This window comes from Streptomyces sp. SCSIO ZS0520, assembly GCF_025643355.1.
GTDB lineage: Bacteria > Actinomycetota > Actinomycetes > Streptomycetales > Streptomycetaceae > Streptomyces > Streptomyces physcomitrii.
In genome coordinates, this window is the sequence record NZ_CP092644.1 from 6,248,830 (window position 1) to 6,275,161 (window position 26,332).

19 protein-coding genes are annotated in these 26,332 nt (G+C 73.1%); 6 read left to right on the plus strand and 13 right to left on the minus strand.

Annotated elements, in window-relative coordinates:
* Positions 1-23 precede the first annotated feature (23 nt).
* Both MID12_RS25175 and MID12_RS25180 read left to right on the plus strand, forming a co-directional pair.
* Entirely contained in the window at positions 24-1,265 is a 1,242-nt protein-coding gene (locus MID12_RS25175) for a S8 family peptidase (RefSeq protein WP_263170914.1), read from the plus strand.
* Between the two features lie 513 nt (positions 1,266-1,778).
* A complete protein-coding gene (locus MID12_RS25180; protein WP_263170915.1) occupies positions 1,779-3,002 on the plus strand; it encodes an MFS transporter in 1,224 nt (407 codons plus the stop codon).
* Between the two features lie 128 nt (positions 3,003-3,130).
* Here the strand turns inward: MID12_RS25180 and MID12_RS25185 are convergent, their stop codons facing one another.
* Positions 3,131-4,885: an NAD+ synthase gene (locus MID12_RS25185; RefSeq protein ID WP_040254172.1), complete on the minus strand. Its 1,755-nt coding sequence runs from the start codon at positions 4,883-4,885 to the stop codon at positions 3,131-3,133.
* A 317-nt stretch (positions 4,886-5,202) separates the two neighbouring features.
* On the opposite strand from MID12_RS25185, the gene MID12_RS25190 reads away from it, so the two are divergent.
* The gene (locus tag MID12_RS25190; RefSeq protein ID WP_052483246.1) at positions 5,203-6,165 is read left to right on the plus strand and encodes a hydroxyacid dehydrogenase; all 963 of its coding nucleotides are present in this window, start codon (positions 5,203-5,205) and stop codon (positions 6,163-6,165) included.
* A gap of 98 nt (positions 6,166-6,263) precedes the next feature.
* Here MID12_RS25190 and MID12_RS25195 read toward each other — a convergent pair whose 3' ends face one another.
* Positions 6,264-6,893 (minus strand): DUF305 domain-containing protein, encoded by a 630-nt coding sequence (locus tag MID12_RS25195; protein ID WP_263170916.1) that lies wholly within the window; start codon positions 6,891-6,893, stop codon positions 6,264-6,266.
* A complete protein-coding gene (locus tag MID12_RS25200; RefSeq protein WP_040254179.1) occupies positions 6,890-7,555 on the minus strand; it encodes a DUF3105 domain-containing protein in 666 nt (221 codons plus the stop codon). The genes MID12_RS25195 and MID12_RS25200 overlap by 4 nt, the downstream gene beginning before the upstream one ends.
* A gap of 362 nt (positions 7,556-7,917) precedes the next feature.
* Between MID12_RS25200 and MID12_RS25205 the strand changes: the two genes are divergently transcribed.
* The gene (locus MID12_RS25205; RefSeq protein ID WP_040254181.1) at positions 7,918-9,279 is read left to right on the plus strand and encodes a glutamine synthetase family protein; all 1,362 of its coding nucleotides are present in this window, start codon (positions 7,918-7,920) and stop codon (positions 9,277-9,279) included.
* Positions 9,280-10,117: 838 nt separating this feature from the next.
* On the plus strand, positions 10,118-11,164 hold the full coding sequence (locus MID12_RS25210) for an SGNH/GDSL hydrolase family protein (protein ID WP_263170917.1): 1,047 nt from the start codon (positions 10,118-10,120) through the stop codon (positions 11,162-11,164).
* Positions 11,165-11,571: 407 nt separating this feature from the next.
* Here the strand turns inward: MID12_RS25210 and MID12_RS25220 are convergent, their stop codons facing one another.
* The 10 genes from MID12_RS25220 to MID12_RS25265 form a co-directional block, all read right to left on the minus strand.
* The gene (locus MID12_RS25220; protein ID WP_263170918.1) at positions 11,572-12,975 is read right to left on the minus strand and encodes an MFS transporter; all 1,404 of its coding nucleotides are present in this window, start codon (positions 12,973-12,975) and stop codon (positions 11,572-11,574) included.
* Positions 12,976-13,018: 43 nt separating this feature from the next.
* Positions 13,019-14,578 (minus strand): dihydroorotase, encoded by a 1,560-nt coding sequence (locus MID12_RS25225; protein ID WP_063778703.1) that lies wholly within the window; start codon positions 14,576-14,578, stop codon positions 13,019-13,021.
* Positions 14,579-14,649: 71 nt separating this feature from the next.
* On the minus strand, positions 14,650-15,663 hold the full coding sequence (locus MID12_RS25230; RefSeq protein ID WP_063778704.1) for a PrpF domain-containing protein: 1,014 nt from the start codon (positions 15,661-15,663) through the stop codon (positions 14,650-14,652).
* The gene (gene asnB, locus MID12_RS25235) at positions 15,660-17,522 is read right to left on the minus strand and encodes an asparagine synthase (glutamine-hydrolyzing) (protein ID WP_263170919.1); all 1,863 of its coding nucleotides are present in this window, start codon (positions 17,520-17,522) and stop codon (positions 15,660-15,662) included. Before asnB ends, MID12_RS25230 begins: the two co-directional genes overlap by 4 nt.
* Before the next feature lie 88 nt (positions 17,523-17,610).
* Complete coding sequence (locus MID12_RS25240; protein ID WP_263170920.1) at positions 17,611-18,345, minus strand: nitroreductase family protein; 735 nt, start codon at positions 18,343-18,345, stop codon at positions 17,611-17,613.
* A 242-nt stretch (positions 18,346-18,587) separates the two neighbouring features.
* Positions 18,588-18,749, minus strand: coding sequence for a hypothetical protein (locus tag MID12_RS25245; protein WP_159393030.1), 162 nt, complete (start codon positions 18,747-18,749; stop codon positions 18,588-18,590).
* A gap of 98 nt (positions 18,750-18,847) precedes the next feature.
* Entirely contained in the window at positions 18,848-19,696 is an 849-nt protein-coding gene (locus MID12_RS25250) for a hypothetical protein (protein ID WP_040254184.1), read from the minus strand.
* Complete coding sequence (locus tag MID12_RS25255; RefSeq protein ID WP_040254186.1) at positions 19,696-20,601, minus strand: DUF692 family multinuclear iron-containing protein; 906 nt, start codon at positions 20,599-20,601, stop codon at positions 19,696-19,698. Before MID12_RS25255 ends, MID12_RS25250 begins: the two co-directional genes overlap by 1 nt.
* A 29-nt stretch (positions 20,602-20,630) precedes the next feature.
* A complete protein-coding gene (locus MID12_RS25260; RefSeq protein WP_040254188.1) occupies positions 20,631-21,812 on the minus strand; it encodes an acyl-CoA dehydrogenase family protein in 1,182 nt (393 codons plus the stop codon).
* 628 nt (positions 21,813-22,440) lie between these two features.
* Complete coding sequence (locus MID12_RS25265) at positions 22,441-22,971, minus strand: pyridoxamine 5'-phosphate oxidase family protein (RefSeq protein ID WP_263170921.1); 531 nt, start codon at positions 22,969-22,971, stop codon at positions 22,441-22,443.
* A gap of 193 nt (positions 22,972-23,164) precedes the next feature.
* On the opposite strand from MID12_RS25265, the gene MID12_RS25270 reads away from it, so the two are divergent.
* Positions 23,165-26,155 (plus strand): bifunctional [glutamine synthetase] adenylyltransferase/[glutamine synthetase]-adenylyl-L-tyrosine phosphorylase, encoded by a 2,991-nt coding sequence (locus tag MID12_RS25270; protein ID WP_263170922.1) that lies wholly within the window; start codon positions 23,165-23,167, stop codon positions 26,153-26,155.
* Positions 26,156-26,332: the final 177 nt, after the last annotated feature.

Genomic DNA, 26,332 nt, shown 5'->3' on the forward strand with positions numbered 1-26,332 from the left:
CCCCACCCCGGAGGACTCCGCGCATGTCCGCTCACCCGCGCCCGGCCGGGCGCCGCACCCTGCTCGCGGCCCTCGCCGCGGCCGCCGTCACCGGCTCGCTGCTCGCCCTGCCCGCCAGCGCTTCCCCACCGGCCGAGGGGCACGTCCACGGGACACCGGCCGCGGGCGCCCTCCGGGACAGCTACCTGGTCCTGCTCAAGGGGGACGAACGGATCCGGGCCGCCGACCGGGGCAGGACGCTCGCCGAGCGGTACGGCGGCACCTTCCGGCGCGGCTTCGACTCCGCGGTCAACGGCTTCTCCGCGGGCGGCCTCAGCGAGTCCGAGGCCCGCCGCCTGGCCGCCGACCCGGCCGTCGACAAGGTCGTCCACAACCAGCGGGTGCACGCCACCGCCACCCAGCAGGACCCGCCCTCCTGGGGCCTGGACCGCATCGACCAGAGCGAGACGGCACCGGACGGCGCGTACAGCTACCCGGACACGGCGGGCGAGGGCGTCACCGCCTATGTGCTCGACACCGGAATCCGCATCGGCCACCGCGACTTCGAGGGCCGGGCCTCCTACGGCTACGACGCCGTCGACGGCGACATGAGCGCGGACGACGGCAACGGCCACGGCACCCATGTCGCCGGGACGCTCGCGGGCGCTCTGCACGGGGTCGCGAAGAAGGCGGAGCTGGTCGCGGTGCGCGTCCTCGACGACAACGGCGCGGGCAGCACCGAGCAGGTCATCGCGGGCATCGACTGGATCACCGCCCACCACCAGGGCCCCTCGGTGGCCAATATGAGCCTCGGCGGGAGCGCCGACGAGGCCCTGGACGCCGCGGTGCGCGCCTCGATCGCCGCCGGGATCACCTACGGCGTCGCCGCGGGCAACGAGAACACCGACGCGGGCGCCAACTCCCCGGCCCGGGTCGCCGAGGCCCTCACCGTGGCCTCCTCCACCAAGGCGGACCGGCGCCGCCCCTCCTCCAACTACGGCCCCTCGGTGGACCTGTTCGCCCCCGGCGAGGAGATCGTCTCCGACTGGAACACCGACGACGGGGCGAGCGCCACCCTCTCCGGTACGTCCATGGCGACCCCGCACGTCGTCGGCGCCGCCGCCCTCCACCTCGCCGCCCACCCGGACGCCACCCCGGCCCAGGTCGCGGCCGCCCTGACCGAGGGCGCCACCCCGGACCGGATCGGCGACCCGGGGGAGGGCACCCCGAACCGGCTGCTGCGGGTGGGAGAGCAGGAGGCGGGGAGCCCACCGGGACGGGGTTGAACCGAGTCGGAGCGGCTGAACTGAGTCCGGGCCGGGCCGGGCGGGGCTGAACCGAGTCAGGGCCGAGCCGAGTCGGGGCCGGGCCGGGAGCGCGTCATCGCGTACGTGCTCCCGGCCCGGCCCCCACGTTTGCCACCGGCCCGGGTGACGGGGGAGCATGGGACCCTCGGCCGTGACGAAGACGTACGGCCGCCGGAGCGCCGCCGGGTGATCGTCTTTCCGGTCCTCCCGGGCCCTCCGGTCCCAACCGGCCTCTCCGGTCCTCCCGGAAATGTCACGCCCCGGAAAATCTCCGTCCCTCCCGGAAAAGCGGAATACCCGTACGGCGTGCGGTTGTTCACTCCTTGTCAACGATGACATGGCCGTGCCGCCTGGGCTGTGCTCCCGCCGCACCACCCCGTCGGACAGGGGAACCGGAACCCGGTTCCTGAACCCGTCCACGCTCTGCCCCCACCACCCGGCAGCGCCGCCGCCCGCCCGCCCCGCACGTCCCACCCCGAAAGGTTCAGCTTCATGCCCTTGGCCCTGCTCGCCCTCGCCGTGGGCGCCTTCGGCATCGGTACCACCGAGTTCGTGATGATGGGGCTGCTGCCCGAGGTCGCGGACGACCTGGGCATCTCCATCCCCTCCGCCGGGCACCTCGTCTCCGCGTACGCGCTCGGGGTCGTCATCGGCGCCCCGCTGCTCGCCGCCGTCACCGCCCGCTTCTCCCGGCGGCAGGTGCTCATCGGCCTGATGGCGCTCTTCGTCGCGGGCAACGCGCTGTCCGCCCTCGCCCCCGGCAGCGAGTGGCTGCTCGCCGCCCGCTTCCTCAGCGGGCTGCCGCACGGTGCCTTCTTCGGCGTCGGCGCGGTGGTGGCGACCGGACTCGTCCCGGCCGAACGCAAGGCGCAGTCCGTCTCGCTGATGTTCCTCGGCCTGACGGTGGCCAATGTGATCGGCGTCCCCCTCGCCACCCTGATGGGCCAGCACCTCGGCTGGCGCGCCACCTTCCTCGCGGTCAGCGCGATCGGCGTCGCCGCCATCGCCGCGCTGATGCTGCTCATCCCGCACGACCACACCCACGGCGAGTCCTCGGGGCTGCGCAGCGAACTCGCCGCCCTCGGCTCGCTGCCGGTCTGGCTGGCCCTCGGCACCACGGTCGCCGGTTTCGCCGCGCTGTTCGCCGCGTACAGCTACATCACGCCGATGCTCACCGACTCCGCGGGCTTCGCCGACTCGACGGTCACGCTGCTGCTCGCGCTCTTCGGGGTCGGCGCCACCATCGGCAATCTGCTCGGCGGCAGGCTCGCCGACCGGGCCATGCGCCGCACCCTCTTCGGCGGGCTGCTCGCCCTCGCCGCGGTCCTCGCGGCCTTCCCGCTGCTGATGCGCAGCGAGTGGAGCGCGGCCCTCGGCGTCACCCTGCTCGGCGCGGTCGCCTTCACCACCTCCTCCCCGCTCCAGCTGATGGTGATGGAGAAGGCCCACGCGGCGCCCTCCCTCGCCTCCTCCGCCAACCAGGCCGCCTTCAACCTGGCCAACGCGGGCGGCGCCTGGATCGGCGGCCTCGCCCTCGCCGCGGGCCTCGGCACCACCTCGCCCGCCGTGGTGGGCGCGGTCCTCGCGGTGGCCGGACTCGGCGTGGCGGCCACGGCCTACGCGGTCGACCGCCGCCGGGGCGCGGCCGGCCCGGTGCTCGGCGGGCGCCTGGTCGCCTCGTACGCCCCGAAGCGGCGGGAGCGGGCGGGACGCTGAGCCGGCCGCCCGCGCTCAGCGGCCGATCAGCCCGGATCCCACCGGACCCGCCGAACCGAAACGGCCACCGGCTGCTGAAGGGCGCGCCCCTCAGCAGCCGGTGGCCGTCCAGCTCAGTGGCCGGGCGGTCAGCCCGACTCCCGCCACCGGTTGGTGATCGGCAGCCTGCGGTCCTTGCCGAAGCCCTTCGCGGAGATCTTGGTGCCCGGCGGGTACTGGCGCCGCTTGTACTCCGCGCCGTCCACCATCCGCAGCGTCTTCGTCACGAGCTCCGGGTCGAAACCGGCGGCCACGATCTCGTCGGCGCCCTGGTCGTGGTCGACATAGCGGTCCAGGATCGCGTCCAGGACCGGGTAGTCGGGCAGCGAGTCGGTGTCCACCTGGTCCGGGCGCAGCTCGGCGCTCGGCGGCTTGGTGATCGAGTTCTCCGGGATCGGCGGGGTCTGGCCGCGCTCGGCGGCGGCCCGGTTGCGCCACTCGGCGAGCCGGAAGACGCCCGTCTTGTAGAGGTCCTTGATGGGGCCGTACGCGCCCACCGAGTCGCCGTAGAGCGTCGAATAGCCCACCGCCAGCTCGGACTTGTTGCCCGGGGCGAGCACGATGTGCCCCTCCTGGTTGGACAGCGCCATCAGCAGCGTGCCGCGCAGCCGGGACTGCAGGTTCTCCTCGGCGAGCCCGGTCAGGCCGAGCGACTCCATATAGGCGTCGAACATCGGCTCGATCGGGATCGTGCGGAAGTTGAGGCCGGTGCGCCGGGCCAGCTCGGCCGCGTCGCCCTTGGAGTGCTCGGAGGAGTACTTCGAGGGCATGGCGACGCCGTAGACGTGCTGGGCGCCGAGGGCGTCGCAGGCGAGCGCGGCGGTCAGCGCCGAGTCGATGCCGCCGGAGAGCCCGATGAGCACCGAGCGGAAGCCGTTCTTCGCGGCGTAGGCGCGCAGCCCGACCACCAGCGCCGAGTAGACCTCCTCCTCGTCGTCGAGCCGGTCCGCGTAGCCGCCGGTCAGCTCGGCCTCGTAGGCGGGCAGCGGGTCCTCGGACAGCACCAGCCGGTCGATGCGCAGCCCGTCGTCGACGACCCCGGTCCGGGGCTCGGGGCTCGCGGCGGGCAGATCGAGGTCGAGGACCACGCAGCCCTCGGAGAACTGCGGGGCGCGCGCGACGACCTCGCCGTCCGCGGCGACCACGATCGAGTCGCCGTCGAAGACCAGCTCGTCCTGCCCGCCGATCATGGCGAGGTAGGCGGTGGTGCAGCCGGCCTCCTGGGCGCGCTTGCGCACCAGCTCCAGGCGGGTGTCGTCCTTGTCGCGCTCGTACGGCGAGGCGTTGATCGACAGCAGCAGCCCGGCCCCGGCGCTGCGGGCCGCGGGCACCCGGCCGCCGTCCTGCCACAGGTCCTCGCAGATCGCGAGCGCCACGTCCACCCCGTGCACCCGCAGTACGGGCATGGTGTCGCCGGGCACGAAGTAGCGGAACTCGTCGAAGACGCCGTAGTTCGGCAGGTGGTGCTTGGCGAAGGTGAGGACCACCCGGCCGCCGTGCAGGACCGCCGCCGCGTTCTGCGGGGCGCCCGCGGGCTGCCCGTACCGGGGCTGGGCCGCCTCCGAGCGGTCGAGGTAGCCGACCAGGACCGGCAGCTGCCCGAAGCCCTCCTCGGCGAGGCGCGCGGCGAGCTCCACCAGGGCGGTGCGCGAGGCCTCGACGAAGGAGGAGCGCAGCGCGAGATCCTCCACGGGGTACCCGGTCAGCGCCATCTCGGGGAAGGCGACGAGGTGCGCTCCCTGTTCGGCGCAGTGCCGGGTCCAGCGGACGATCGCCTCGGCGTTGCGGGCGAGGTCGCCGACCGAGGTGTCGATCTGATTCAGGGCGAGGCGTAGTTGAGGCACGCGGGCCAGTGTAATCGTCAGAGCGACGCGATGTCGCGAGCGGGCGCTGTGGCCGTCTTCACGCCGGGCCCTCGCGCCCGCGTGCCGAGCGCCGTGGGCGCGGGCGTGCGCCGACGGTACGCGCGGCCCGGCCCGGGCGCCCCCCGAACCCCTCCGCGCACCCCGTGAACCCCGTAGTAAACGGTTTCTCCGCCGGGGAAACCGTTTACCATGGGCGCCCGGATTTCACGGCCCGCGTCCGCGCGCGACCCGTCCGGGCTCGTGCACGCCAGGTGAGAGGGGCGTAAGTGACGTACCGGCCGTGCGCCGCGATGGTGATGGACGCGGAGGTGGCCGAGCAGGTGCTCCCCGGTGACCTGCGCCGCCGGCTCGCACGCAGCGTGACCCTCGTACCGCCCTCCGGCGACGGGAGCCTCCCCGTGCCGGGGGTGCTCGCCGAGACCGAGATCCTGCTCACCAGCTGGGGCTGCCCGCCGCTGACCGCCGAGGTGCTCGCCGCGGCGCCCCGGCTCGCCGCCGTGGTGCACGCGGCGGGCTCGGTGAAGGCGCTGGTCGGCGACGCCGTGTGGGAGCGCGGCATCCTGGTCTCCTCGGCCGCCGAGGCCAACGCGGGCCCGGTCGTCGACTTCACCCTCGCCGCGGTGACCTTCGCCGCCAAGGGCGCCCTGCGCACCGCCGCCCGCTACACCGAGGGCCCGCCCGCCTTCGCCGCCCGCACCGGCACCGACGCCCGCACCATCGGCGTCATCGGCGCCTCCCGCATCGGCCGCCGGGTGCTGCGCGCGCTGCGCGGCTCCGCCGCCGGGTACCGCCTGCTGCTCGCCGACCCGTACGTCTCCCTGGCGGACGCGGCCTCGCTCGGCGCCGAACTCGTCACGCTGCCCGAGCTGTGCCGCCGCAGCTCCGTGGTGAGCGTGCACGCCCCCGAGCTCCCGGAGACCCGCGGGCTGCTCGACGCCGCGATGCTCGCCCTGATCCCGGACGGCGGGGTGCTCGTCAACACGGCCCGCGGCAGCCTGGTCGACACCGAGGCGCTGACCAGGGAGTGCGCCGAGGGCCGCCTGGACGCCTACCTCGACGTCACCGAGCCGGAGCCGCTGCCGCCCGGCCACCCCCTGCTCGCGCTGCCCAACGTCCAGGTCACCCCGCACATCGCGGGCGCCCAGGGCAGCGAGGCCCGGCGGCTCGGCGCCTTCGCGGCGGCCGAGGTGGAGCGCTTCCTCGCGGGGGAGCCGCTGAGCGGCGCGGTACGGCGCGAGGAGCTTGCGCGGCTGGCCTGAGGGGTCCGGCGGCGGGCTTGAGGGATCCGGCGGCGGCTGGTCCGAGGGGTCCCGCGGCGGGTCGGTCCGAGGCGCCCGGCGGTGGACCGCCGGAGCCCTCAGCCCTCGGCCTTCGCCCCCCGCTTCCGCAGCATCTCCGCCATCAGCTGGATCTCCGACTGCTGCGACTCGACCATGCCCTGGGCGAGCCGCTTCTCGACATCCACCTCGCACCGGTCCACGCAGCCCTCGGCCATGTGCACGCCGCCCTTGTGGTGCTCGGTCATCAGCCGCAGATAGAGGACCTCGGCCTGCTTGCCCTCGGCCTTGTCCAGCGCGGCCATCTGCGTGTTGGTGGCCATGCCCGGCATCAGCGCGCCGTCCTTGCCGGAGGCCATGCCGCCCATGTCCATCCAGCTCATCGGCGGCTCGGCGGACACCTTCGGCAGCTGCCACAGGTCGAGCCAGCCCAGCATCATGCCGCGCTGGTTGGCCTGGGTCTGCGCGATGTCGTACGCGAGGCGGCGCACCTCACGGTTGTCGGTGCCCTCCCGTACCAGGTACGACATCTCGACGGCCTGCTGGTGGTGGACCGCCATGTCGCGCGCGAAGCCCGCGTCCGCCGACTCGGCGCCCGGAGTCCCGGAGCCGTCGTCCCCGGCGTCACCGGCGAGCGCGACGCCGAAGCCGCCCGCCGCGGCGAGCAGCACGGCGGCGCTCCCCGCGGCGATCCATGACGCACGCCTCACTTCGAGACGCCCCCGGTGCACGCCGCACCCGGCTCCGGCGTCTGCTTGCCCTGCACGAACTCGGAGAAGAACTTGTTCACGTTCGGGTCGTCGGCGCCCTTCACGGTGCGCTGCTTGCCCCAGGCGCTCAGCATGATCGGGTCCTTCTGGTCCTCGATCGGGCTCATCAGGGAGTACGGGGTCTTCTTGACCTTGGCCTCCAGCTTCGCCAGGTCGGCCTTCGGCGCCTTGCTGGTGTACGTCACCCAGACGGCCCCGTGCTCCAGGGCGTGCACCGCGTTCTCCTTCGGGACCTCCTTGCCGTAGACGTCGCCGTTGCAGTTCAGCCAGACCGGGTTGTGCTTGCCGCCCACCGGCGGGTTCATCGGGTAGCTGACCTTCTCGCCGACGTGGTCGCGCTTGAGCTTCTTCGCGTCCCAGGAGGTCACGCCGTCCTTGCCCACGGTGAAGGGGATCTTCTCCGCCTTCGCGTCGTCCTTGCCGGAGTCGTCGTCGCCGGACTTCGCGACCAGCAGGAATCCGCCGCCGATCAGCGCGGCGACGATCACCGCGACACCGGTGATGGTGAGGGCGCGGTTGCGGCGCTCACGCGCCTGCTCGGCGCGGCGCATCTCCTCTATCCGTGCCTTGCGCGTGTTGTTGCTGTTGCGGGCGGAACCCATGGTGAGTCCTTCGGGAAACGGGACGGGCGGGTCTACTGATCGTAATGCGAAGGGGGTGGCCCACGGCCAGGCGAGCGGGAAATTCGCCGGGAACAGGCTCCGGGACCCACAATGAGGAGCGGCCCGCGGGGGCAAGGGCGCCCCCGCCGCGACGCCCGCGGCAGCGGACGGCGGCCCGGCCTCACCGCGAGGCGTATCAGCAGGCACTATGGGCGGTGGACGTGCACCGGCGGGCCCAGGTCCGCACGGGCGGCGGCCCGCAACGCGGCCGAAACTCTGTGATGGGATGCTTCAGTGCCCTCCAGGCGCCCCCGTGGCCCCGGAGCGGCGGCCTGACCAGCAAGGATGGGTGGAAGTCGACAATGGACAAGCAGCAGGAATTCGTGCTCCGCACCCTGGAGGAGCGCGACATCCGGTTCGTACGCCTGTGGTTCACGGACGTGCTGGGCTTCCTCAAGTCCGTCGCGGTGGCCCCGGCCGAGCTGGAGCAGGCCTTCGACGAGGGCATCGGCTTCGACGGCTCGGCCATCGAGGGCTTCGCCCGGGTCTACGAGTCCGACATGATCGCCAAGCCCGACCCGGCCACCTTCCAGGTGCTGCCCTGGCGGGCCGAGGCCCCCGGCACCGCCCGGATGTTCTGCGACATCCTGATGCCGGACGGCTCCCCGTCCTTCGCCGACCCGCGCTATGTGCTCAAGCGCGCCCTCGCGCGGACCTCCGACCTCGGCTTCACCTTCTACACCCACCCCGAGATCGAGTTCTTCCTGCTCAAGGACCGCCCCCTGGACGGCAGCCGCCCCACCCCCGCCGACAACTCCGGCTACTTCGACCACACCCCGCAGAACATCGGCATGGACTTCCGCCGCCAGGCGATCACCATGCTGGAGTCGATGGGCATCTCGGTGGAGTTCTCCCACCACGAGGGCGGCCCCGGCCAGCAGGAGATCGACCTCCGCTACGCCGACGCGCTCTCCACCGCCGACAACATCATGACCTTCCGCCTGGTCATGAAGCAGGTCGCCCTCGAACAGGGCGTCCAGGCCACCTTCATGCCCAAGCCCTTCTCCGAGCACCCCGGCTCCGGCATGCACACCCACCTCTCCCTCTTCGAGGGCGACCGCAACGCCTTCTACGAGTCCGGCTCCGAGTACCAGCTCTCCAAGGTCGGCCGCTCCTTCATCGCCGGCCTGCTGCGCCACGCGGCCGAGACCTCCGCGGTCACCAACCAGTGGGTCAACTCCTACAAGCGCATCTGGGGCGGCTCCGAGCGCACCGCGGGCGCGGGCGGCGAGGCCCCCTCGTACATCTGCTGGGGCCACAACAACCGCTCCGCCCTGATCCGCGTCCCGATGTACAAGCCCGGCAAGACCGGCTCGGCCCGCGTCGAGGTCCGCTCCCTGGACTCGGGCGCCAACCCCTACCTCTCCTACGCGGTCCTGCTCGCCGCGGGCCTCAAGGGCATCGAGGAGGGCTACGAACTCGGCCCCGGCGCCGACGACGACGTCTGGGCCCTCTCCGACGCCGAACGCCGCGCCATGGGCATCGAACCCCTCCCGCAGAACCTCGGCGAGGCCATCGCCCTGATGGAACGCAGCGAACTCGTCGCCGAAACCCTCGGCGAGCACGTCTTCGACTTCTTCCTCCGCAACAAGAAGCAGGAGTGGGAGGAGTACCGCAGCGAGGTCACGGCCTTCGAGCTGCGGAAGTCGCTGCCGGTGCTGTAGAAGCCGGTCAGCAAGGTGCTCACCAAAGTGTCCTCGGAGTCCGTGGTGTGAACGGCGGACTCCCGGGAGATTCCTGGCGGCGCTGGAGCTGCATGCCTTTGGTCTCCCTCCTTGGCCTCGGGTGATTCCGGCCAAGGTTCGTTTGGCTAGGAGATCTTGCGAAAGCGCATCCATCCTGCGCCCGGGGACCAGCGGAATCCGTCACCTGTATTCCATGAGCTCATAGCCCATAGGTGAGTTATCTCCTATGGCAGCTGCGGGGCAAGTGTCGGTAGGGGGCCATGAGATCTCGTCAACGGGTCCAGGGCTTCGAATGGTGCCGTAGTGAACCTGGGAGCAGGAGAAACAACTGTCGCTCAACTGCTCCCGAGCGCCGCAGCTTTTGAAGGTTGTCGCTGTGGAAGGCGACTCGACGATGAGCAAGCTGACGACAGCTGGCAGGCCGGCAGTAGGTCATGGCTGCTATCGCCGTATGACTGCAGATCGACAGTCCTTCCGCTCACTTCTTCCGCAACAAGGAGAGGGAGCAATGGGAGGAGCAGCGCAGCGAGGCCCCGGTGGCCAAGAGCTGTCCCGTAAATGATCTGCAAACTGTGTCGGGCGCCTGGTCGCCCGCGTGGCTGGCTCGCCGATACGGCGCCTGTGTCGGCTGCTGGCAGGTGGCAGGTGGCAGGTGGCAGGTGGCAGCGCGAAGATCCGATTACTTAGCTCGATCGAGTCCGATAGATCCGATTCGGTCAAGCGGTAGACCGGCGGCCTGGATGATCTTGCGCAAGGCGCCTGCCGATTTGGGGCAAACTGCAGCTCCGGGGCGTCTTTTGCCGATTCTGGAGGATCGATGCGACACCCTGTCTCCCGTCTGCGCACGCGCGCGCTGGCGGTCGGGCTTGCCCTGTCTGCGGCCGCTCTCGTGCCCGCGGGCTCCGCTGGTGCGGCTGATCAGTACCAGTGGGCCGCGCTGGGCGACTCGTACACCGCCGGCGGCTTCGTCGAGGACCCGCAGCCCGCGCTCGGTGATGAGTCGCGGGACGGCTGCGACCGCACCACCGGCGCCTACCCCGGTCTTGTCGAGCGGGAACTCGACGAGTTCCCGCCGGGCAAGCCCGTCCACCTGACCAACGTCAGCTGCGGCAACGCCACCATCGACAACATCGCCACGGCCAAGCAGACGCCGATCAGCCCGGTCCAGCCCCCCACCGGAGGCTGGCCCGCGGTCGACCCGCAGATCCAGCGGGCCAAGCTGAGCGACCAGACCGACGTCGTCACCATCGGCGTCGGCGGCAACAGCCTGCCCTTCGGCGGCATGCTCCTCAAGTGCCTCGAACTGGGCCCGAAGACCGGCGAGTCCTGCCGCGAGCACTACATCAACCCGCCCGCCGGCGAGGAGAGCATCCAGGACAAGCTCGCCCGCGTCCAGGACGAGTACATCGCCATGCTGGCCAAGGTGCACGAGGCCGCACCCAACGCCAAGGTGATCACCGTCGGCTATCCGGCCGTCCTGCCGGACGAGGCCAGTGCCTGCAACCGCCTCTCCCTCACCGAGCTGGGCTCGATCAAGCACGCCGACATCGACTGGCTCCGTTACAACGTCCTCAAGCAGCTGAACAGCACCATCCAGCGAGTCTCCGCGTTCTTCGGCGACCGCTACGTCGACGTCTACTCCTCCAGCGTGGGCCACGACGCCTGCCAGCCCGCGGGCGTCAAGTGGGTCGAGGGGATCTGCGGCGACGCCGAGGACTACTGGCCCACCAAGCTCGCCGGCACCGCGCTGAACTGTGGCCTCATCAACAAGCGCGTCACCCTGGTTCACCCCAACGGTGGGGGATACGCCAACACCGCCGCACACGTCGAACGAGCCATCCGCATCGCTCTCCTCGAACGCTGACCGACCGCCCACCGGCGCCGGTGCCCCAGCCCGCGGTCCCTCGCGGACCGGGGCACCGGCCAACCGTGCGCCAGGCGTCGCCCAGCGGGTGAGCCGGGCGGCGTAGGCGACCAGAGGCCGTGTTCGCTGCGAGACCTGGGCTGAGCCCTCGCGCCTGCGGAAAGCTGGTGACGGTTCTGCGGCGCTCGGGTGCGGACACGGCCCGCAAGGGCCGGCCGTGGAGCCTTCCGCTGGAGGACCGGACCTTGCTGGTCGCGGCCTACTGGCGAACGAACCTGAAGAACTCGCCGGGAACCGCAACGACTGCAAGGCGTGGGAGGAGTCCGGCGCCGAGGCCGCCGTCGGCAAAGGTCTCACCCCTGTTGACCATCTCCGAAGCGACTCAAAGATCATTTACGGGACAGCCCTCAGCGCGGCAGCGAGGTCTTCGCCGCCGGCTGCGGGGAGGCCGCGCCCAGGTAGGCGGCGCGGTTGTGGCGGGCGGTGGTCATCCACCACAGGAGGCCGACGAGGGCGGACAGGACGCCGGTGGCGATGCCGACCGGCTCGATGCCGACCACGGCGAGCAGTCCGCTGATCACCGCGAGGGAGAGCTGCGAGACGGCGTTGTAGCTGGTCATGTGCAGGCTGGTGACCCGGCCCCGGAAGGCCTCCGGGACGGTGTCGAGCAGGATCGTGGTGTCCAGGGCGATGATCACGCCGCTGACCAGGCGCATGGCGCCGAAGAGGGCGGCCCCGAGCCAGATGTGCCCCGAGGTGAACATCAGTGCCCAGAAGACGCCTTGGCCGACATAGGCGAGCGCGTAGTAGCGCAGATGCCGGGTGCGGCGGATGCGGGCGGCGAGGAGGCTGCCGACCAGCACGGCGGTGCCGTCCACCACGTAGAACAGGCTCAGTACCGAGCTGTCGCCGTGCAGGACGTTCAGGGCGAGGCCCGCGACCAGGACGTTGAAGCCGCCGCTGATGAAGCCCCAGGCGAGGCCCACCCAGATCAGGGAGCGGGCCAGCGGATAGCGGCCCACGACCGTGACGCCCTCGCGCACCTCCCGGCGGAGGGAGGGACGGGCGGCCTGGTCTGCCTCAACCGGTGGGTGGGGGCGCTGAGTTGAGGGGCCGTCATGTGGCCTGTGACCGGGCTGAGTTGATGCCGGCTCCGGAGTCGTCTGGGCGGCTGCCGTCTCCTGGGCTGTCTTTGGGCCCGGGTGCCCGTCGGTGCCGGTGCGGTGCGCGGATGTCCGCCCCGGGGTCCGTACGAAGGAGACGGCGAGTACGGCGACGGCCTGAACTCCCAGTGCCACCAGGATGGTTCCGCCGGGCTGCCAGGCGGTGAGCACCCCGCCCGCGGCGCCGCCGACCACGGTCATCAGGCCCTGTACCGAGCCGATCGCGCCGTTGGCGGCGGTGCGCTGGTGCGGGGCCACCATCAGGTAGAGCCAGGTCTGCCGGGCGGGCGGCCAGAGGGAGTTGGCGAGGGTCAGCAGGGCGTAGACCGGGGCGATGGCGGCCGGGCCGTGGTCGAAGGCGAGGAAGAGGGCGCCGGTGCACAGGGTCTGGGCGGTCATCGCGGTGAGCGAGAGGACCCGGGCGCTGTAGCGGTCGGCGATCGTCCCGGCCAGCGGCATGAAGAGCAGGGAGGGCAGGACGCCGACGAGTTCGACCACCGCGAGCGCCGAGGTCGAGTGGTGTTCCAGGACCTGGACGAAGATCACGATACGGATGATCCAGGTGGCCCCGGAGTCGCAGATCGTCGTCCCCCAGAGCAGGGCGACATCCCGCGAGGCGAGGACGGGTGAACCGGCTGGACGCGTCACCGTGCGGCGACCTCCCCGGGTGTGCGGGCACGGAAGGACGACTTTAGTGCAGGCTGCACGCGTCTCCCGGCTCCTCCGCGTGTCCGCGCCCCGGCTTCTCCGGGTGGCCGTTGCCCGCCGCCGCCCGTCCGTACGCCGCCGCTGCCGTGCCCCCGTACGCGGCCGTCCCCGCCGGGACCTCCGGGGCGGCCAGCCACTGCCCGTCCGGGACCCCGAACTCGCCCCGTTCGCCCGTCTCCTGGTAGACGACCTGGCCCCGCCGCACCGTGGTGTGCACCACCCCGAGCAGCGGCGCCCCCTCGTACGCGGACCAGCCGCACTTGGCGTGCACCCGGTCGGGGGTCATCGTCCAGGGCGCCGCCGCGTCCACCAGGACGAGGTCGGCGTCCTTGCCCGCCTCGATGCTGCCCTTGCGGGAGGCCAGGCCGAACAACTGGGCCGGGCGCAGGGCGAGTCGGGCGGCGAGCAGCGGCAGCAGGGTGTCCGGTGACTCCTCGGGCCTGCGGCTGCGCAGCCCGTGCCAGACGGTGCCGAACAGCTCCTGGACGCCGGGCAGCCCCGGCGGCACGTCCGGCACCGGGCGGGCCTTCTCCTCGACGGTGTGCGGCGAGTGGTCGCTGCCGATGGTGGCGGCCTCGCCCTCGTGGACCGCCTCCCAGAGCCGCCGCCGGTCGGGGTCGTCGCGGATCGCGGGGCGGAGCCTGATCCGGGGGCCGAGCCTGCTGATGTCCGCGTCCACGAAGGTGAGGTGATGACCCGTCACCTCGAAGGTGACCGGGATGCCGTCGGCGGCGGCCGCGGCGAGCAGGTCGGCCTCCTCGCGGGTGGCGACGTGCACCACATGGGTGGCCACCCGGTACTCCGCCGCGAGCCGCACCAGCTTCGCGGTGGCGACCAGCGCCCCGGTGCGCGGCCGGTGCCGCGCGTAGTCCGCGTACCGGGTGGGGGCGGGCTGCCAGCGGTCGAGGAGGGCGAAGACGGTGTCGTCCTCGGAGTGGAAGAGCAGGGTGGCGCCGCCCTCGGCGGCGAGGGCGAAGATCCGCCGCAGATCGGCCTCCTCGCGGACCACGGTGGGCGCGGTGTGGTGGCCGCTGAGGAAGACCTTGAAGGAACTCCCGGCGCCCCGCGGCCACTCCCGCATCGCCTCGATACGGGTGGTGTCGATGCCCGCGTGGAAGCGGTAGTCCACCAGGCTGCGGCCCTCGATCAGGGCGCGGCGGCGGGCCAGTTCGGCGGGTTCGACCAGCGGCGGCACCGTATTGGGCATGTCGATGACGGTGGTGACTCCGCCCGCGACCGCCGCCCGGGAGCCGGTGCTCCACTCCTCCTTGTGGGTCAGCCCGGGCGTGCGGAAGTGCACATGGGAGTCGATCAGCCCCGGCAGCACGTGCAGCCCGGAGGCGTCGAGCACCCGCGCGGCCCGCGCCGCCGGGCCCTCGCCGCTCCCGTTCCCGGACGGCGGCAGCAGCGCGGCGATCCGGCCCGCGCGGACGGCGATGTCCGCGCGCTCGCTGCCGCGCGGGGTGACGACGGTGCCGCCGCGGACCAGGAGGTCGTACGGGGCGGGGGCGGCCGGGCCGCCGTGGCCGGGGGAGGTGTGCACGGTCCACTCCGTTCGGGGTTGTGGGGGGAGAGCCCTGGGGCGGGGTGAACTCGCCTGCGGGGGAGGGCTGTTCAGGGTGCCGAGAGGGTGGGCTCGGGGGCGGGCGCCAGGTCCGGGAGGTCGAGCACCGCGACCATGCGGACCGTCTTCGGCGAGACGCTCACCTCCAGGAGGCGGTCGGCGCTCGCGGTGACCCGGACCACCGAGTCCCCGCCGGGGGTGCGGATCGTCAACCGCTCCCCGGGCAGCGCGCCGAGGCGGGCCGGTACCGTGCCGGGCACCGCGCTCGCGGCGGCCAGGCAGGTGGCGCCGGTCAGTGCCAGCGAGGGGTGCCAGGAGGGCACCGAGATCGCCCGGGCGGTCAGGGCGCCCTGGGCGCCGGGCAGCAGCGCGGCGATCTTCGGGAAGCAGGGCGAGGTCCAGCCGAGGCGCCGGGCGACCGCCTCGCGCAGCCCCGACAGGCGGCGGAACAGCGGCTCCCCGGCGCCGAACAGCTCCGCCTCCGTGTGCACACCGAAGGCCCGGGCGTCCGCGAAGACATACGGATTGCCCAGCGAGACCAGGGAGAAGGGCGGGCCGCCGTCCGGCAGGGTGCTGACCGGTTCGCCGAGCAGCAGGGTGCTGCCGAGCCGGGTGGGCGAGGTGCGGCGGAAGCGCACGGTGAAGGTGGCGTGGCCGCCCGCGGGGCCGACCTCCAGGGCCTCGCAGACCACGATGTCCTCGTTGTTGAGGACCCGCACCCGGACCCGGTCGCCCGCCCGCAGCGGCGCCTGCGTCCCGGCGCGGCTCGCGCTGAGCACCGCGCTGAGGATGGAGTGGCCGCAACTGCCGCCGAACTCGAGGCGGTTGCGCTCACCCGGGACCACCTGCACGAAGCGGTAGTCGAGGCCCACGGCGGAGGCGGTGGACGGGGAGACCAGGGCGATCTTCAGTACGTGGCCCGCGCCCCGCGCGCACAAAGTCTCGTACACCCCGAGGAGCAGTCCGCTCAGCGCGCTCCGCCGGGCGGGCCAGCCGTCCTCGCGCAGCAGGACCAGGGTGGGACAGGGGCTGCCGGAGGTGTAGGCGATCCAGCCGCGGGTCATGCCGCACGCTCCGCCCGTACGGCGCCGGCCGTGCCGGAGCGGGCCGCCGTGCCGTGGCGGGCGGGTGCCCGGCCGGGCAGCGGCCGGCCCGCCTCGCGCCGCCAGAGCTCGAAGACGAGGAGCGACCAGACGGCGAGCGCCGAGGTCGGGTCCGGCGCCGCGGCCTGCCGGTCGAGCAGCCGGGCGACCGCGGCGGGGTCCAACTCCGGTGCCGACAAGCGGAGTTCGGCGGGGGCCAGCACCTCGCGGGCATAGTCGAACAGCGGGGTGCCGGGTGTCAGCATCGCCGCGACGGGGAGCGTGAAGGGCTGTTTGATGCGGGTGCGCACGGACTCCGGGACCAGTCCGCGGGCGGCCTCCTGGAGCACCCGCTTGCCGATGCCGCCGTGCACCTTCAGATGGCCGGGCAGCTGCCGGGCGGCGCCGGTGACCGAGCGCTGGCAGAACGGCGGCCGCACCTCGACGGCGCCGGCCATGCTCAGATGGTCCACCCGGCGCAGGTGGTAGGCGGGCATCCGCAGGCCGGTCTCGATCTCGGTGAGCGCGGCGAGGCGGTCGCCGTCCCGGCCGCGCAGCCGCCGCAGCAGCTCCTGCTCGGCCGTGGTGGTGCCGCGCAGCAGTGCCCGGTACTCCGGGTGGTAGAGCGCGGCGCGCAGCGCGGGCGGCACCGCGGCGAGGGCGCGCACGTACCCGCCCGCCCAGTCGCCCTCGGCGGTGACGGCGGCGCGGGTGCGGTCGTAGCCGCCGAAGAGTTCGTCGGCGGCGTCCCCGGTCAGCGCGACGGTGAAGCCGGCCTCGCGCACCGCGCGGAAGAGGGCGAGCGTGCTCACGGTGATCGGATCGGCGTTGGGCTGCCCCAGGGCCCGTACGGTGCGCGGGAGTTCCTCGGGTATCCGGGCGGGGTCGAGGACGACCTCGTGCAGCCGGGCGCCGAAGGCGCGGGCCGCGGTGCGGGCGTGGCCGGACTCGTCGGCGGGCCAGGAGCCCCGGTAGCGGATGTGGAAGCAGTGCAGTCCGGGGATCTCGCGGGCGAGCAGTCCGGTCACCAGGGAGGAGTCGAGGCCGCCGCTGAGCACCGCGGCCACCGGGGCGTCGGCCACCGCGAGCCGGCCGGTCTCCGCGCGCAGCAGCGCCCGCAGCCCGTGCGCCGCCTCGGTCAGGCTCCCCGCGGGCAGCGCGGGGACGGCGGGCGCGCGGCGGCGGTAGGGGCGCGGCGGGCGGCCCGGGGTGACGACCAGGGTCTCGGCGGGCTCCATCGCCGTGATGTCGGTGAAGACGGTGCGCGGGCCGAGCGGTGTCTTGGTGGTGAGGTAGGTGTCCAGGGCCTCGGGCCGCAGCCGGGCGCCCGCGCCGCACAGGATCCCGAGGGCGCCGGGTTCGGAGGCGAAGGAGAGGCCGCCCTGCCGGTCGCGGTGGTAGTAGAGCGGTTTGACGCCGCTCTCGTCGACGCAGAGCACCAGCTTCGGCTCCGCGCGCAGGTCCAGGACCGCCAGCGCGTACATGCCGTCCAGGTGCTCGGTGAAGGAGAGCCCGTAGCGGTGGTAGAGCGCGGGGAGTACGGCGCCGTCGCACCGGTCGGCGATGCGGTAGCCGTCCCGGGCCAACTGGGCCCGCAGCGCACGGTGGTTGTAGATCTCGCCGTTGAAGACGACCCGCACCGGACCGTGGCGGTAGGGCTGCGCGCCCTGGTCGGGGGCCATCACGGCGAGCCGGGTCGCGCCGAGCGCCCAGCCGCCGCCCTCGTCGAGGTAGTGCCCGTCGGGGCCGCCGTGGCGCAGCGCGGCGCCGGTCAGCCGCAGGTCCTCGGGCGAGGCCCCGCCGCCCATGTGTCCGTAGATGCGGCACATCCGTCCGTCCACCTCCGTCTCCGTCTGGCTGGTCTGGTGCTGCCGCGCCGCCGTGTGCCGGGGTTCAACGGCCCCTGCGGACGCGGGAGTTCGCTGCCGGTCAGGGCAGCTCGTCCCGGCGGCGGGAGAGGCGCAGGCCCTTGACGACCTGGCCGCGCCACTCGGCGAGGTCGCCCGCGGAGAGGTCGCCGCCGGGCTTGCGCAGGGTGGCCGCGCTCGGCAGGGCGGCGCGTTCGCGGGCGGCGTCGCGGTAGTGCTCCCGGTGCACCACCAGGTCGCTGCGGAGCCGGGGCCTCGGCGGTGGCACCTCGGCGGGGCGGCCCAGGCAGATCCCGAAGAGCGGGGTCACCGACGGGGGCAGGGCGCACAACTCGGCCACCGCCGCCGGGGCGTTGCGCACCGCGCCGACCATGACGGAGCCGAGGCCCACCGAACTCGCGGCCAGTGAGAGGCACATGCCGACCATCGAGGCGTCGATGGTGGCGGAGAGGCTGGCGTCGGCGAGCCGGTCGTCGAGCGGCACCCCGTAGGTCTCGCCCTTGCGGGGCAGCGCGGAGAGGTCGCCGCAGACCAGCACGAAGGCGGCGCACTCGCCGACGAACTCCTTGCGCAGGAGGTCCGCCAGCTCCTTCCTGCGGCGCTCCTCGGTCAGCACGATCAGGGAGTACGGCTGGAAGTTGAAGGAGGTCGGCGCCCGCAGCGCCGCTTCGAGCACCGCGTCGAGCAGCTCGGGGTCCACCGGCTCCAAGGTGAACTTCCGTACGCTGGAACGCTCGCGCAGCAGGTCCAGGACGCTGGACCGTGCGGGTCCGCCGTCTGCTCCGGGGACGGGCATGGCTGAGGCTCCCTCTGACTGGGCTGCGGGCATGCTGAGTTGGGGGGGGCGGGGGTGTCGACGCCGCCTGAGGCGAGGCCTGTTGCTCTATGGCCTGGTGGTGGCAGGCGGGGGCGGCATACGGTGCCGCCGGGACGGGCGGTCCGCGAGCTGAAGGCGCGGACCGCCCGCCTCCTCGGGCCGTTCAGGGCACCGCCGGGAGGGTCTCACCCGGTGGCGCTCCGGGCCGAAGTCGCCTTGGTTCAGGCGTTGTTGCCGGTGAACTTCACCACGATGGTGCCGGGGCCGCTGGTGCGGCGGCCGGTGCCGGTGGTGACGGCGGCGGCCGGAGCCGCGGCGGTCCCGGTGGAACCGGTGAACTTGACCACGATGGTGCCGGGGCCTGCGCTGCGACGCTTCTGCATGGTGTTCTCCTCATTCCTTGGGCGGTCCGGCGGGAATCGCCGGTTCTTCGACAGCAGCGCTCCGCCTCGGCCCGGGCCGGGGCAGGCGCTCCCACTGGTCAGACCGCGCCCCGCAGGGCGAGGTCACCAGCGAGTTCTGGGGGGACGACGAGGTGCACGATGCCGTCCCGGTGCAGGGCGGCGACCTCCTCGTACAGCTCGGCATGGCCGAACTGGGGGAGCCTGCCCGCGAGTTCGCCCACGGTCAGCAGCTCCTCGCCGATCGCCTCGACCAGCGGCTCCGCACCGAGGTCGAAGACCTGGCAGCGCTTGTGCTCCTGCCAGCTGCGCTGGACCAGGACCCGGCGCGGGGTGGGCGTGGTGACCAGCTGCACGGTGTCCGACTCGTCGAGCAGCGGCAGCACGTCGTAGCGCATGCTCAGCACGGCGTACGGACGGCGCAGTCGCACCGCGTAGTTGGCGCGCACCGCCTCGGCCCCGGGCAGGTCGGCGTGGGCGGGGGCCGCCGCCTTCGGGGACTCCGCGACGGTGGTGATGTAGGCGCAGAGGCGGACCAGGTCCAGGAGGTAGGGCGGCAGTTGCTCGCGGACGATGAAGTCCGAGACATAGGCCTCGAAGCGCCGGATCTCGCGGCGCCGCTGCCACCAGCCGTGCCGGTGCTCGTCGTCGAAGCGGCGGTAGAGGGCGGAGACGTCGGTGTGCGGGGCGAGGTGCTCGAAGAGCAGGGCGAAGACCGAGCTGAGCCGGTCGAAGCGCTCCCGCAGCACCGTCTCGGCGACCTTGCTGAGGTCGTCCAGGTCGATCGTGGTGATCAGCCGCCGCTCCTCGGCGGTGAGGGCGCGGGGGCCGAGGACCGCGTCGAGCCCGCCCTCCTCGCGGCAGCGCTCGCGCACCCCGCGGTCGCGCACGTACTCGGCGAGGAAGACCTGCACATCGCGCAGCGCCATCAGCGCACCTCCACCTTCGTGTCCTCGCCGAGGAGTTCGCGCGCCCACTCCAGGGCGTCCCGCAGCTCCTCCGGGGTGGCGTGCGAGGGGGTGCCGGCGTCCTCGATCTCGAAGACCACCGAGACCGGCTTGAAGGAGGGCTCCTTGAAGAGCTGCACCAGCGTCTCGTTGGCCCAGCGCTGCTCGGCGCGGCGCCAGTCGAGACCGAGGTCCGGGTCGTTGAGCTGGGCGGCGTTGCCCAGCGGCAGGTGCACCTGCCAGACGTACTCCAGCGGGATCGCGGAGAGTTCACGCTCGCGGTCCATGGGGACGAAGCGCTCGGCGATGATGAAGTTCGACAGGCTGAGCAGGATGCCGACATCGGCGCCGACCGCGATGTCGCGCACCTGCTCGCAGATGGAGCGCGGGCCGATCCGGTTGTAGACCTGGGACTGGTTCTCGATGGTGAGCGCGCAGCCAGCCTGCTCCTTGACCTCGCGCAGATTGCGGATGAAGGTCTCGGTCTGCTCGTCGGTGCCGAAGGGCTGCAGGAAGGTCCCCGAGTACTGCTCGGTGGTGCCCATCATGCCCACGTGCTCGCCGATGTACTGGCAGTTGGCGGCCTCGACCATCCGCTGGAGCTTGGCGACGGTGGCCGCGTCGGGGCGGTCCACGCTGCCGATCATGTACTCGTAGCAGTGCAGCGTGGAGGGCGGGTTCCCGAGCCCGGCGTTGACCTCGGCGACGTACTCCACATCGGAGCCGAAGTGGGTGGCGAGGTATTCGACGAAGTCGATGCGTCCGCCGCAGGCGACGAGCTCTCCGTACAGCCGGGCGAATTCCGGGGAGCAGTGGTAGAGGAAGCCCGCGCCGATGGTCGGCGGCTTGAGGTGCGGGGGTGCCGGGTGCTCGCTGGTTGTCGTCATGCGTTTCCTTCCGCTGCCGCTTTCTCTCGTCACGCCAGTGCGTCGGCGACGCGTTGCAGGCAGAGTTCGTTTCCCGGTCCCATCAGCGCGGTGGCCTGCGCGTCCCGCAGATGGCGTTCCAGTGCGAAATCGGCCAGGAATCCGCGGGAACCCGCGACATGCAGGAGTTCCCGGGTGACCTGTTCCGCGGTGCCGGTCGCCGAGGCCTTCAGCTGGCTGGCCGCCAGATGCGCCTGCTCGGGAAAGCGCGCCGCCCGGCTCAGAAGATGGCCGGCGTAGGCGTAGGCGGCGTCCAGGGCCAGCGTGCTCCGGGCGAGTTGCAGGGTCCTGGCCTGGGAGAGCGGCTTGGCCTCCGGTTCGCGTTCCGCTTGCGGCGGGAGCGCGGCCCGGGTGACGGTGCCGAGCGCGGCCGAGGCGATGCCGAGGGCGAGCAGCCCGGGGTTGAGCGGGGTCTCGTGGTTGGCCCGCATCAGCGCCGGGGCGCTGCCGATGCCGCCGAGCACCGCCGACTCCTCCACCTCGGCCTCGCGCAGCACCACGGTGCCGGTGCTGGTGCCGCGCAGGCCGAGCATCCGGTAGACCTCGTCGCGGCCGACCCCGGGCGCGTCGGCGGGCACCCGTACGAAGGTGGGCCCCTGGCCCTGCTCGGTGCGGGCGTCGGCGAGGACGTCGATCACCCCGGCGGTGCCGAGGCCGGTGCAGTAGGTCTTGGTGCCGGTCACGGTGAGCCGGCCGGCCCGCTCGGTGAGCCGGGTGCGTACATCGGTCTTGGTCCGCGCTCCCGGTTCGGTCCAGGCGCTCGCGGCGAGCAGTTCCCCGGTGGCCATCGGCGGCAGCTGCCGCTCGCGCACCTCGGCCGGGGCGTGCCCGAGGGTCCGGTGCACCACCTGGTAGTGGAACATCAGGATCGCCGCGGTCGAGGCGCAGGACCGCGCGGTCCGCTCCACCACCAGGGCGGCCAGCGCGTTCCCGAAGCCGAGTCCGCCCTGTTCACGCGGGATCTGCACCCCGAAGGCGCCGATCTCCGCGAGGGCCTTCAGCGCCGCGAACGGAGGTTCCCCTTCCTCGTCCACCGCCGCCGCGGCCGGGGCCACCGCCGCCGCGCAGACCTCCTCCAGGGAGGCCAGCCAGAAGGCAGCCCCCTCGGGGGACAGGTCGAGGCAGGTGCGGACCCATTCGGCCTGGCTTGCGGGGAAATGCGTTTCGGGCATGCCGGTAGAGCCCTTTCGCAGGTGGGGGGAGGAGGCGAATTTCCGGACTCTGCCGGGGCGGGACCCGCTACTCGGGCCCCGCCAAAAGGGCCGCGGCAGCGGTACGGAATAATTTCTCCGCCTGCCTATTCGTGCGCTCTCACTGCGTTTTCCGTATGGCACCGAAGCTAAATGCGGCGCTCCGGACGGTCAACCGCCCCTTACGGTGCGTGCCCGCATACTCCGGGGGCAGAAAACGGAAATGGCGCACTATTCCCTGTGTAATGCTGCGAGAGGTGAGGGTCTGCGTCCGCTTTAAAACGTGACCAGGGCCACACTCGTTCACAACGCGTAGTGACGGTTCCCTGATTGCAGGGTTTTTGTCTGCCTTTTAATTATTACTCGATGCGGGCTTCACGGTGTGGTTTTCGCGCGGCCCCGCCGATTTTCCGCGGCCCCGAGTGGGGCCCGCCGTGACCTGCGTGGACGGACGGCCTCCGGATGGGGCGCGCGCCCCGCCCGGAGCGGGGCCGTCCGGCCCGCTGCCCGCATCGGCGGATCGGGGGCCCGAGTGGCGCCCGCTCCGCCGAAGGGGACGCCGAGGGGATGCCCGAGGGGGCTGCCGGGGGAGAGGCGGACCGCCCGCTCCTCAGCCCGCCGGGAAGCGCCACCGGGTCTGGCTGAAGGTCTCGCCCTTGCCGAAGCCGAACGCGGTCCGCGGGGCGACGGCGTAGACCTCGGCCATGCCGTGCAGCGCCCGGAAGCCGCCGTCCTCGTGGACCTCGAAGTGCCAGACGGGGCCGTACTTCTCCTCCCAGGCCCGGGCCAGCGCGCGCAGCCGCCCGGGCTCGCGCACCCGTACCGCGGTGCCCTCGACCACCACGTCGTAGCCCTCGGCCCAGGTGTTGGTGCCGGTGGTCAGCACCACCTCGGGGTTGGCGGCGAGATTGTGCGCCTTGCGCTCCTCCACACCGGTGCTGAAGTGCAGCGCGCCCTCGTACCAGACGGCGATCAGCGGGGTGACGTGCGGGCGCCCGTCCGGGCGCACCGTGGACAGCCAGAACAGCTCCGCCCGCTCCACCCGCTCCCTCGCCCCGGACCAGTCGGCCGCGCGGGCACCGGGACTGCTGTACCGGGGGTCGATGCTGCCCTCGGGGCTCTCGGTTTCCTTGCTGGACATACGGTGCTCCCTCTCTCCCGCTTCCGTGCGCCCATGACGCGGCGGACCTGCCGGGCGCCATGCTTCCTCTCCAGGGGTGACCGCGCGCGGCGGCGGAAGTCATCGGTGCCGGGCCGCTCCCGCCCCCGGACCCGTCCGAACGAAAGGCTCTAAGCTCACGGAAGGAAGAACCGCCTGGACAGGAGGCCGTGGGATGTCGGTGCCGCAGGGGCGACGGAGCAGTCTGTTCACACGACTGCTCCGGCACGGGTTCACCGACCCCTCGGCGGCCGAGCGCCTCCTCGCCGACGAGGCCATGGACGCCGTACGCACCGACCCGGTGATGCTGGACGCCCTCGGCCAGGCCGCCGACCCCGACCTCGCGCTGCTCGGCCTCGTCCGCCTCGTCGAGGCGCAGCCCGAGGACACCGCTCGCCAGGAGCTGCTGGACACCCTGATCGCCGCGAAGCCGCTGCGGGACCGGCTGCTCGGGGTGCTCGGCTCCTCCGAGGCCCTCGCCGACCACCTCGCCCGCCACCCCGGCGACTGGCAGGCCCTGGTCACCTACGAGCCGCAGGATCTCCACCCGGGGGTGGAGGAGTTCGAGCGCGGGCTCGCCGAGGCCCGCGACCCGGTCGCGCTGCGCGTCGCCTACCGGCGCTGCCTGCTCTCCATCGCCGCCCGCGACGTCTGCGGCACCACCCAGGTCGACCAGACCGCCGCCGAACTCGCCGACCTGGCCACCGCCACCCTGCGCGCGGCCCTCGCGATGGCGCGGCTGGCCGCCCCCGAGGACGACCGGCTCTGCCGGCTCGCGGTCGTCGCGATGGGCAAGTGCGGCGGCCACGAACTGAACTACGTCTCGGACGTGGACGTCATCTTCGTCGGCGAGCCCCGGGAGGGCGCCGACGAGGGCAAGGCCGTGCAGGCCGCCACCCGGCTCGCCTCGCATCTGATGCGGATCTGCTCCGAGACCACCGTCGAGGGCAGCATCTGGCCGGTCGACGCCAATCTGCGCCCCGAGGGCCGCAACGGCCCCCTGGTCCGCACCCTCAGCAGCCACCTCGCCTACTACCAGCGCTGGGCCAAGACCTGGGAGTTCCAGGCCCTGTTGAAGGCCCGCCCGGTCGCCGGGGACGCGGAGCTCGGCGCGGAGTACGTCGAGACCCTCGCCCCGCTGGTCTGGGGGGCCGCGGAGCGCGAGAACTTCGTCCCCGACGTGCAGAAGATGCGCCGCCGGGTCGTCGACAACATCCCCGCCGCCGAACTCGACCGCGAACTCAAGCTCGGCCCCGGCGGGCTGCGGGACGTCGAATTCGCCGTCCAGCTCCTGCAGTTGGTGCACGGCCGCTCGGACCGCTCGCTGCGCAGCGGCACCACCCTCGACGCGCTCCAGGCACTCGCCGCCGGGGGATACGTGGGCCGGGTCGACGCCACCCAGCTCGACGACGCCTACCGCTTCCTGCGCACCCTCGAACACCGCATCCAGCTCTACAAGTTGCGGCGCACCCACCTGCTGCCCGAGGACGACGCCGACCTGCGCCGCATCGGGCGCTCACTGGGCCTGCGCCGGGAGCCGATCACCGAGCTGAACCGCGCCTGGCGCCGCCACAACTCCGTGGTGCGCCGACTGCACGAGAAGCTCTTCTACCAGCCGCTGCTCGACGCCGTCGCCCAACTCGCGCCCACCGAGGCCCGGTTGAGCGCGGAGGCGGCCCGCGAACGCCTGGTCGCCCTCGGCTACGCCGACCCCGCCTCCGCCCTGCGCCACCTGGAGGCGCTCGCCTCCGGCGTCAGCCGCAAGGCCGCCATCCAGCGCACCCTGCTGCCGGTGCTGCTCGGCTGGTTCGCCGACTCCGCCGACCCGGACGCGGGCCTGCTCGGCTTCCGCAAGGTCTCCGACGCCCTCGGCCAGACCCCCTGGTACCTGCGGCTGCTCCGCGACGAGGGCACCGTGGCCGAGAACCTCGCCCGGGTGCTCTCCGCCGGGCGGCTCGCCCCCGACCTCCTGATGCGCGCCCCCGAGGCGGTCAACCTGCTCGGCACCGAGGCCCTCGACCCCCGCGAGCGCGGCGCCCTCGAACAGGAGGTCCTCGCCGCCGTCTCCCGCGCCGCGAACGGCGAGCAGGCGGTCGCCGCCGCCCGGGCCGTGCGGCGCCGCGAACTCTTCCGCACCACCGCCGCCGACATCGTCGCCTCCTACGGCACCGAGGAGAGCCCCGCCGCGCTCGACCCCGGCGCCCTGATGGACCGGACCGGCGGCGCGGTCAGCGACATCACCGCCGCCACCCTCGCCGGGACCCTGCGCGCGGTGGTCCGCGAGGGCTGGGGCGAAACCCTGCCCACCCGCTTCGCCGTCATCGGCATGGGCCGCTTCGGCGGCCACGAGCTGGGCTACGGCTCCGACGCGGACGTGCTCTTCGTGCACGAGCCCCGCGAGGGCGTGGACGAGCACGAGGCCGCGCAGGCCGCGAACCAGGTCGTCGCCGAGATGCGCAGGCTGCTCCAGCTGCCCAGCTCCGACCCGCCGCTGCTGATCGACGCCGACCTGCGCCCGGAGGGCCGCTCCGGGCCCCTGGTGCGCACCCTCGCCTCCTACGCGGCCTACTACCGCCGCTGGTCCCTGGTCTGGGAGGCGCAGGCGCTGCTGCGCGCCGAGCCGGTCGCGGGCGACCCGGACCTCGCCGCCGGGTTCGTCGAGCTGATCGACCCGCTGCGCTACCCGGTCGAGGGGCTCGGCGACGACGCGGTACGCGAGATCCGGCGGCTCAAGGCCCGGATGGAGTCCGAGCGGATGCCGCGCGGCTCCGATCCCACCCTGCACACCAAGCTCGGCCGGGGCGGGCTCTCCGACGTCGAGTGGACCGTGCAGCTGCTCCAGCTCCAGCACGCCTGGGAGGAGCCGGGGCTGCGCACCACCCGCACCCGCGAGGCGCTGGCCGCCGCGCACGCCGCCGGGCTCCTCGCGACCGAGGAGGCGCAGATCCTCGACGAGGCCTGGGTGCTCGCCGCCCGGGTGCGCAACGCCGTGATGCTGGTCCGCGGCCGGGCCGGCGACACCTTCCCCTCCGACAGCCGGGAGCTGGCCGCGGTCGGCCGCTACTTCGGCTACGGCCCCGGGCATGTCGGCGACCTCCTGGAGGACTACCGCCGGATCACCCGCCGGGCCCGCGCGGTGGTGGAGGAGCGGTTCTACGGGGCCTGAGGCGGCTCGCCGACCGGCGGCGGCGCGGCCGAGCGCTCCGGCGCGGGCGACGGGCCCGGCCCCTCGGGCGGTGCCGGGCGCCCGGTCCAGTCCTCGGGCACATGGCGCCGTACGGGCTCCACCGCGCCGCTCGTCCGCCGGGTGGAGGCTCCCCGGGGGTGCCGGGTGGAGGCGCCC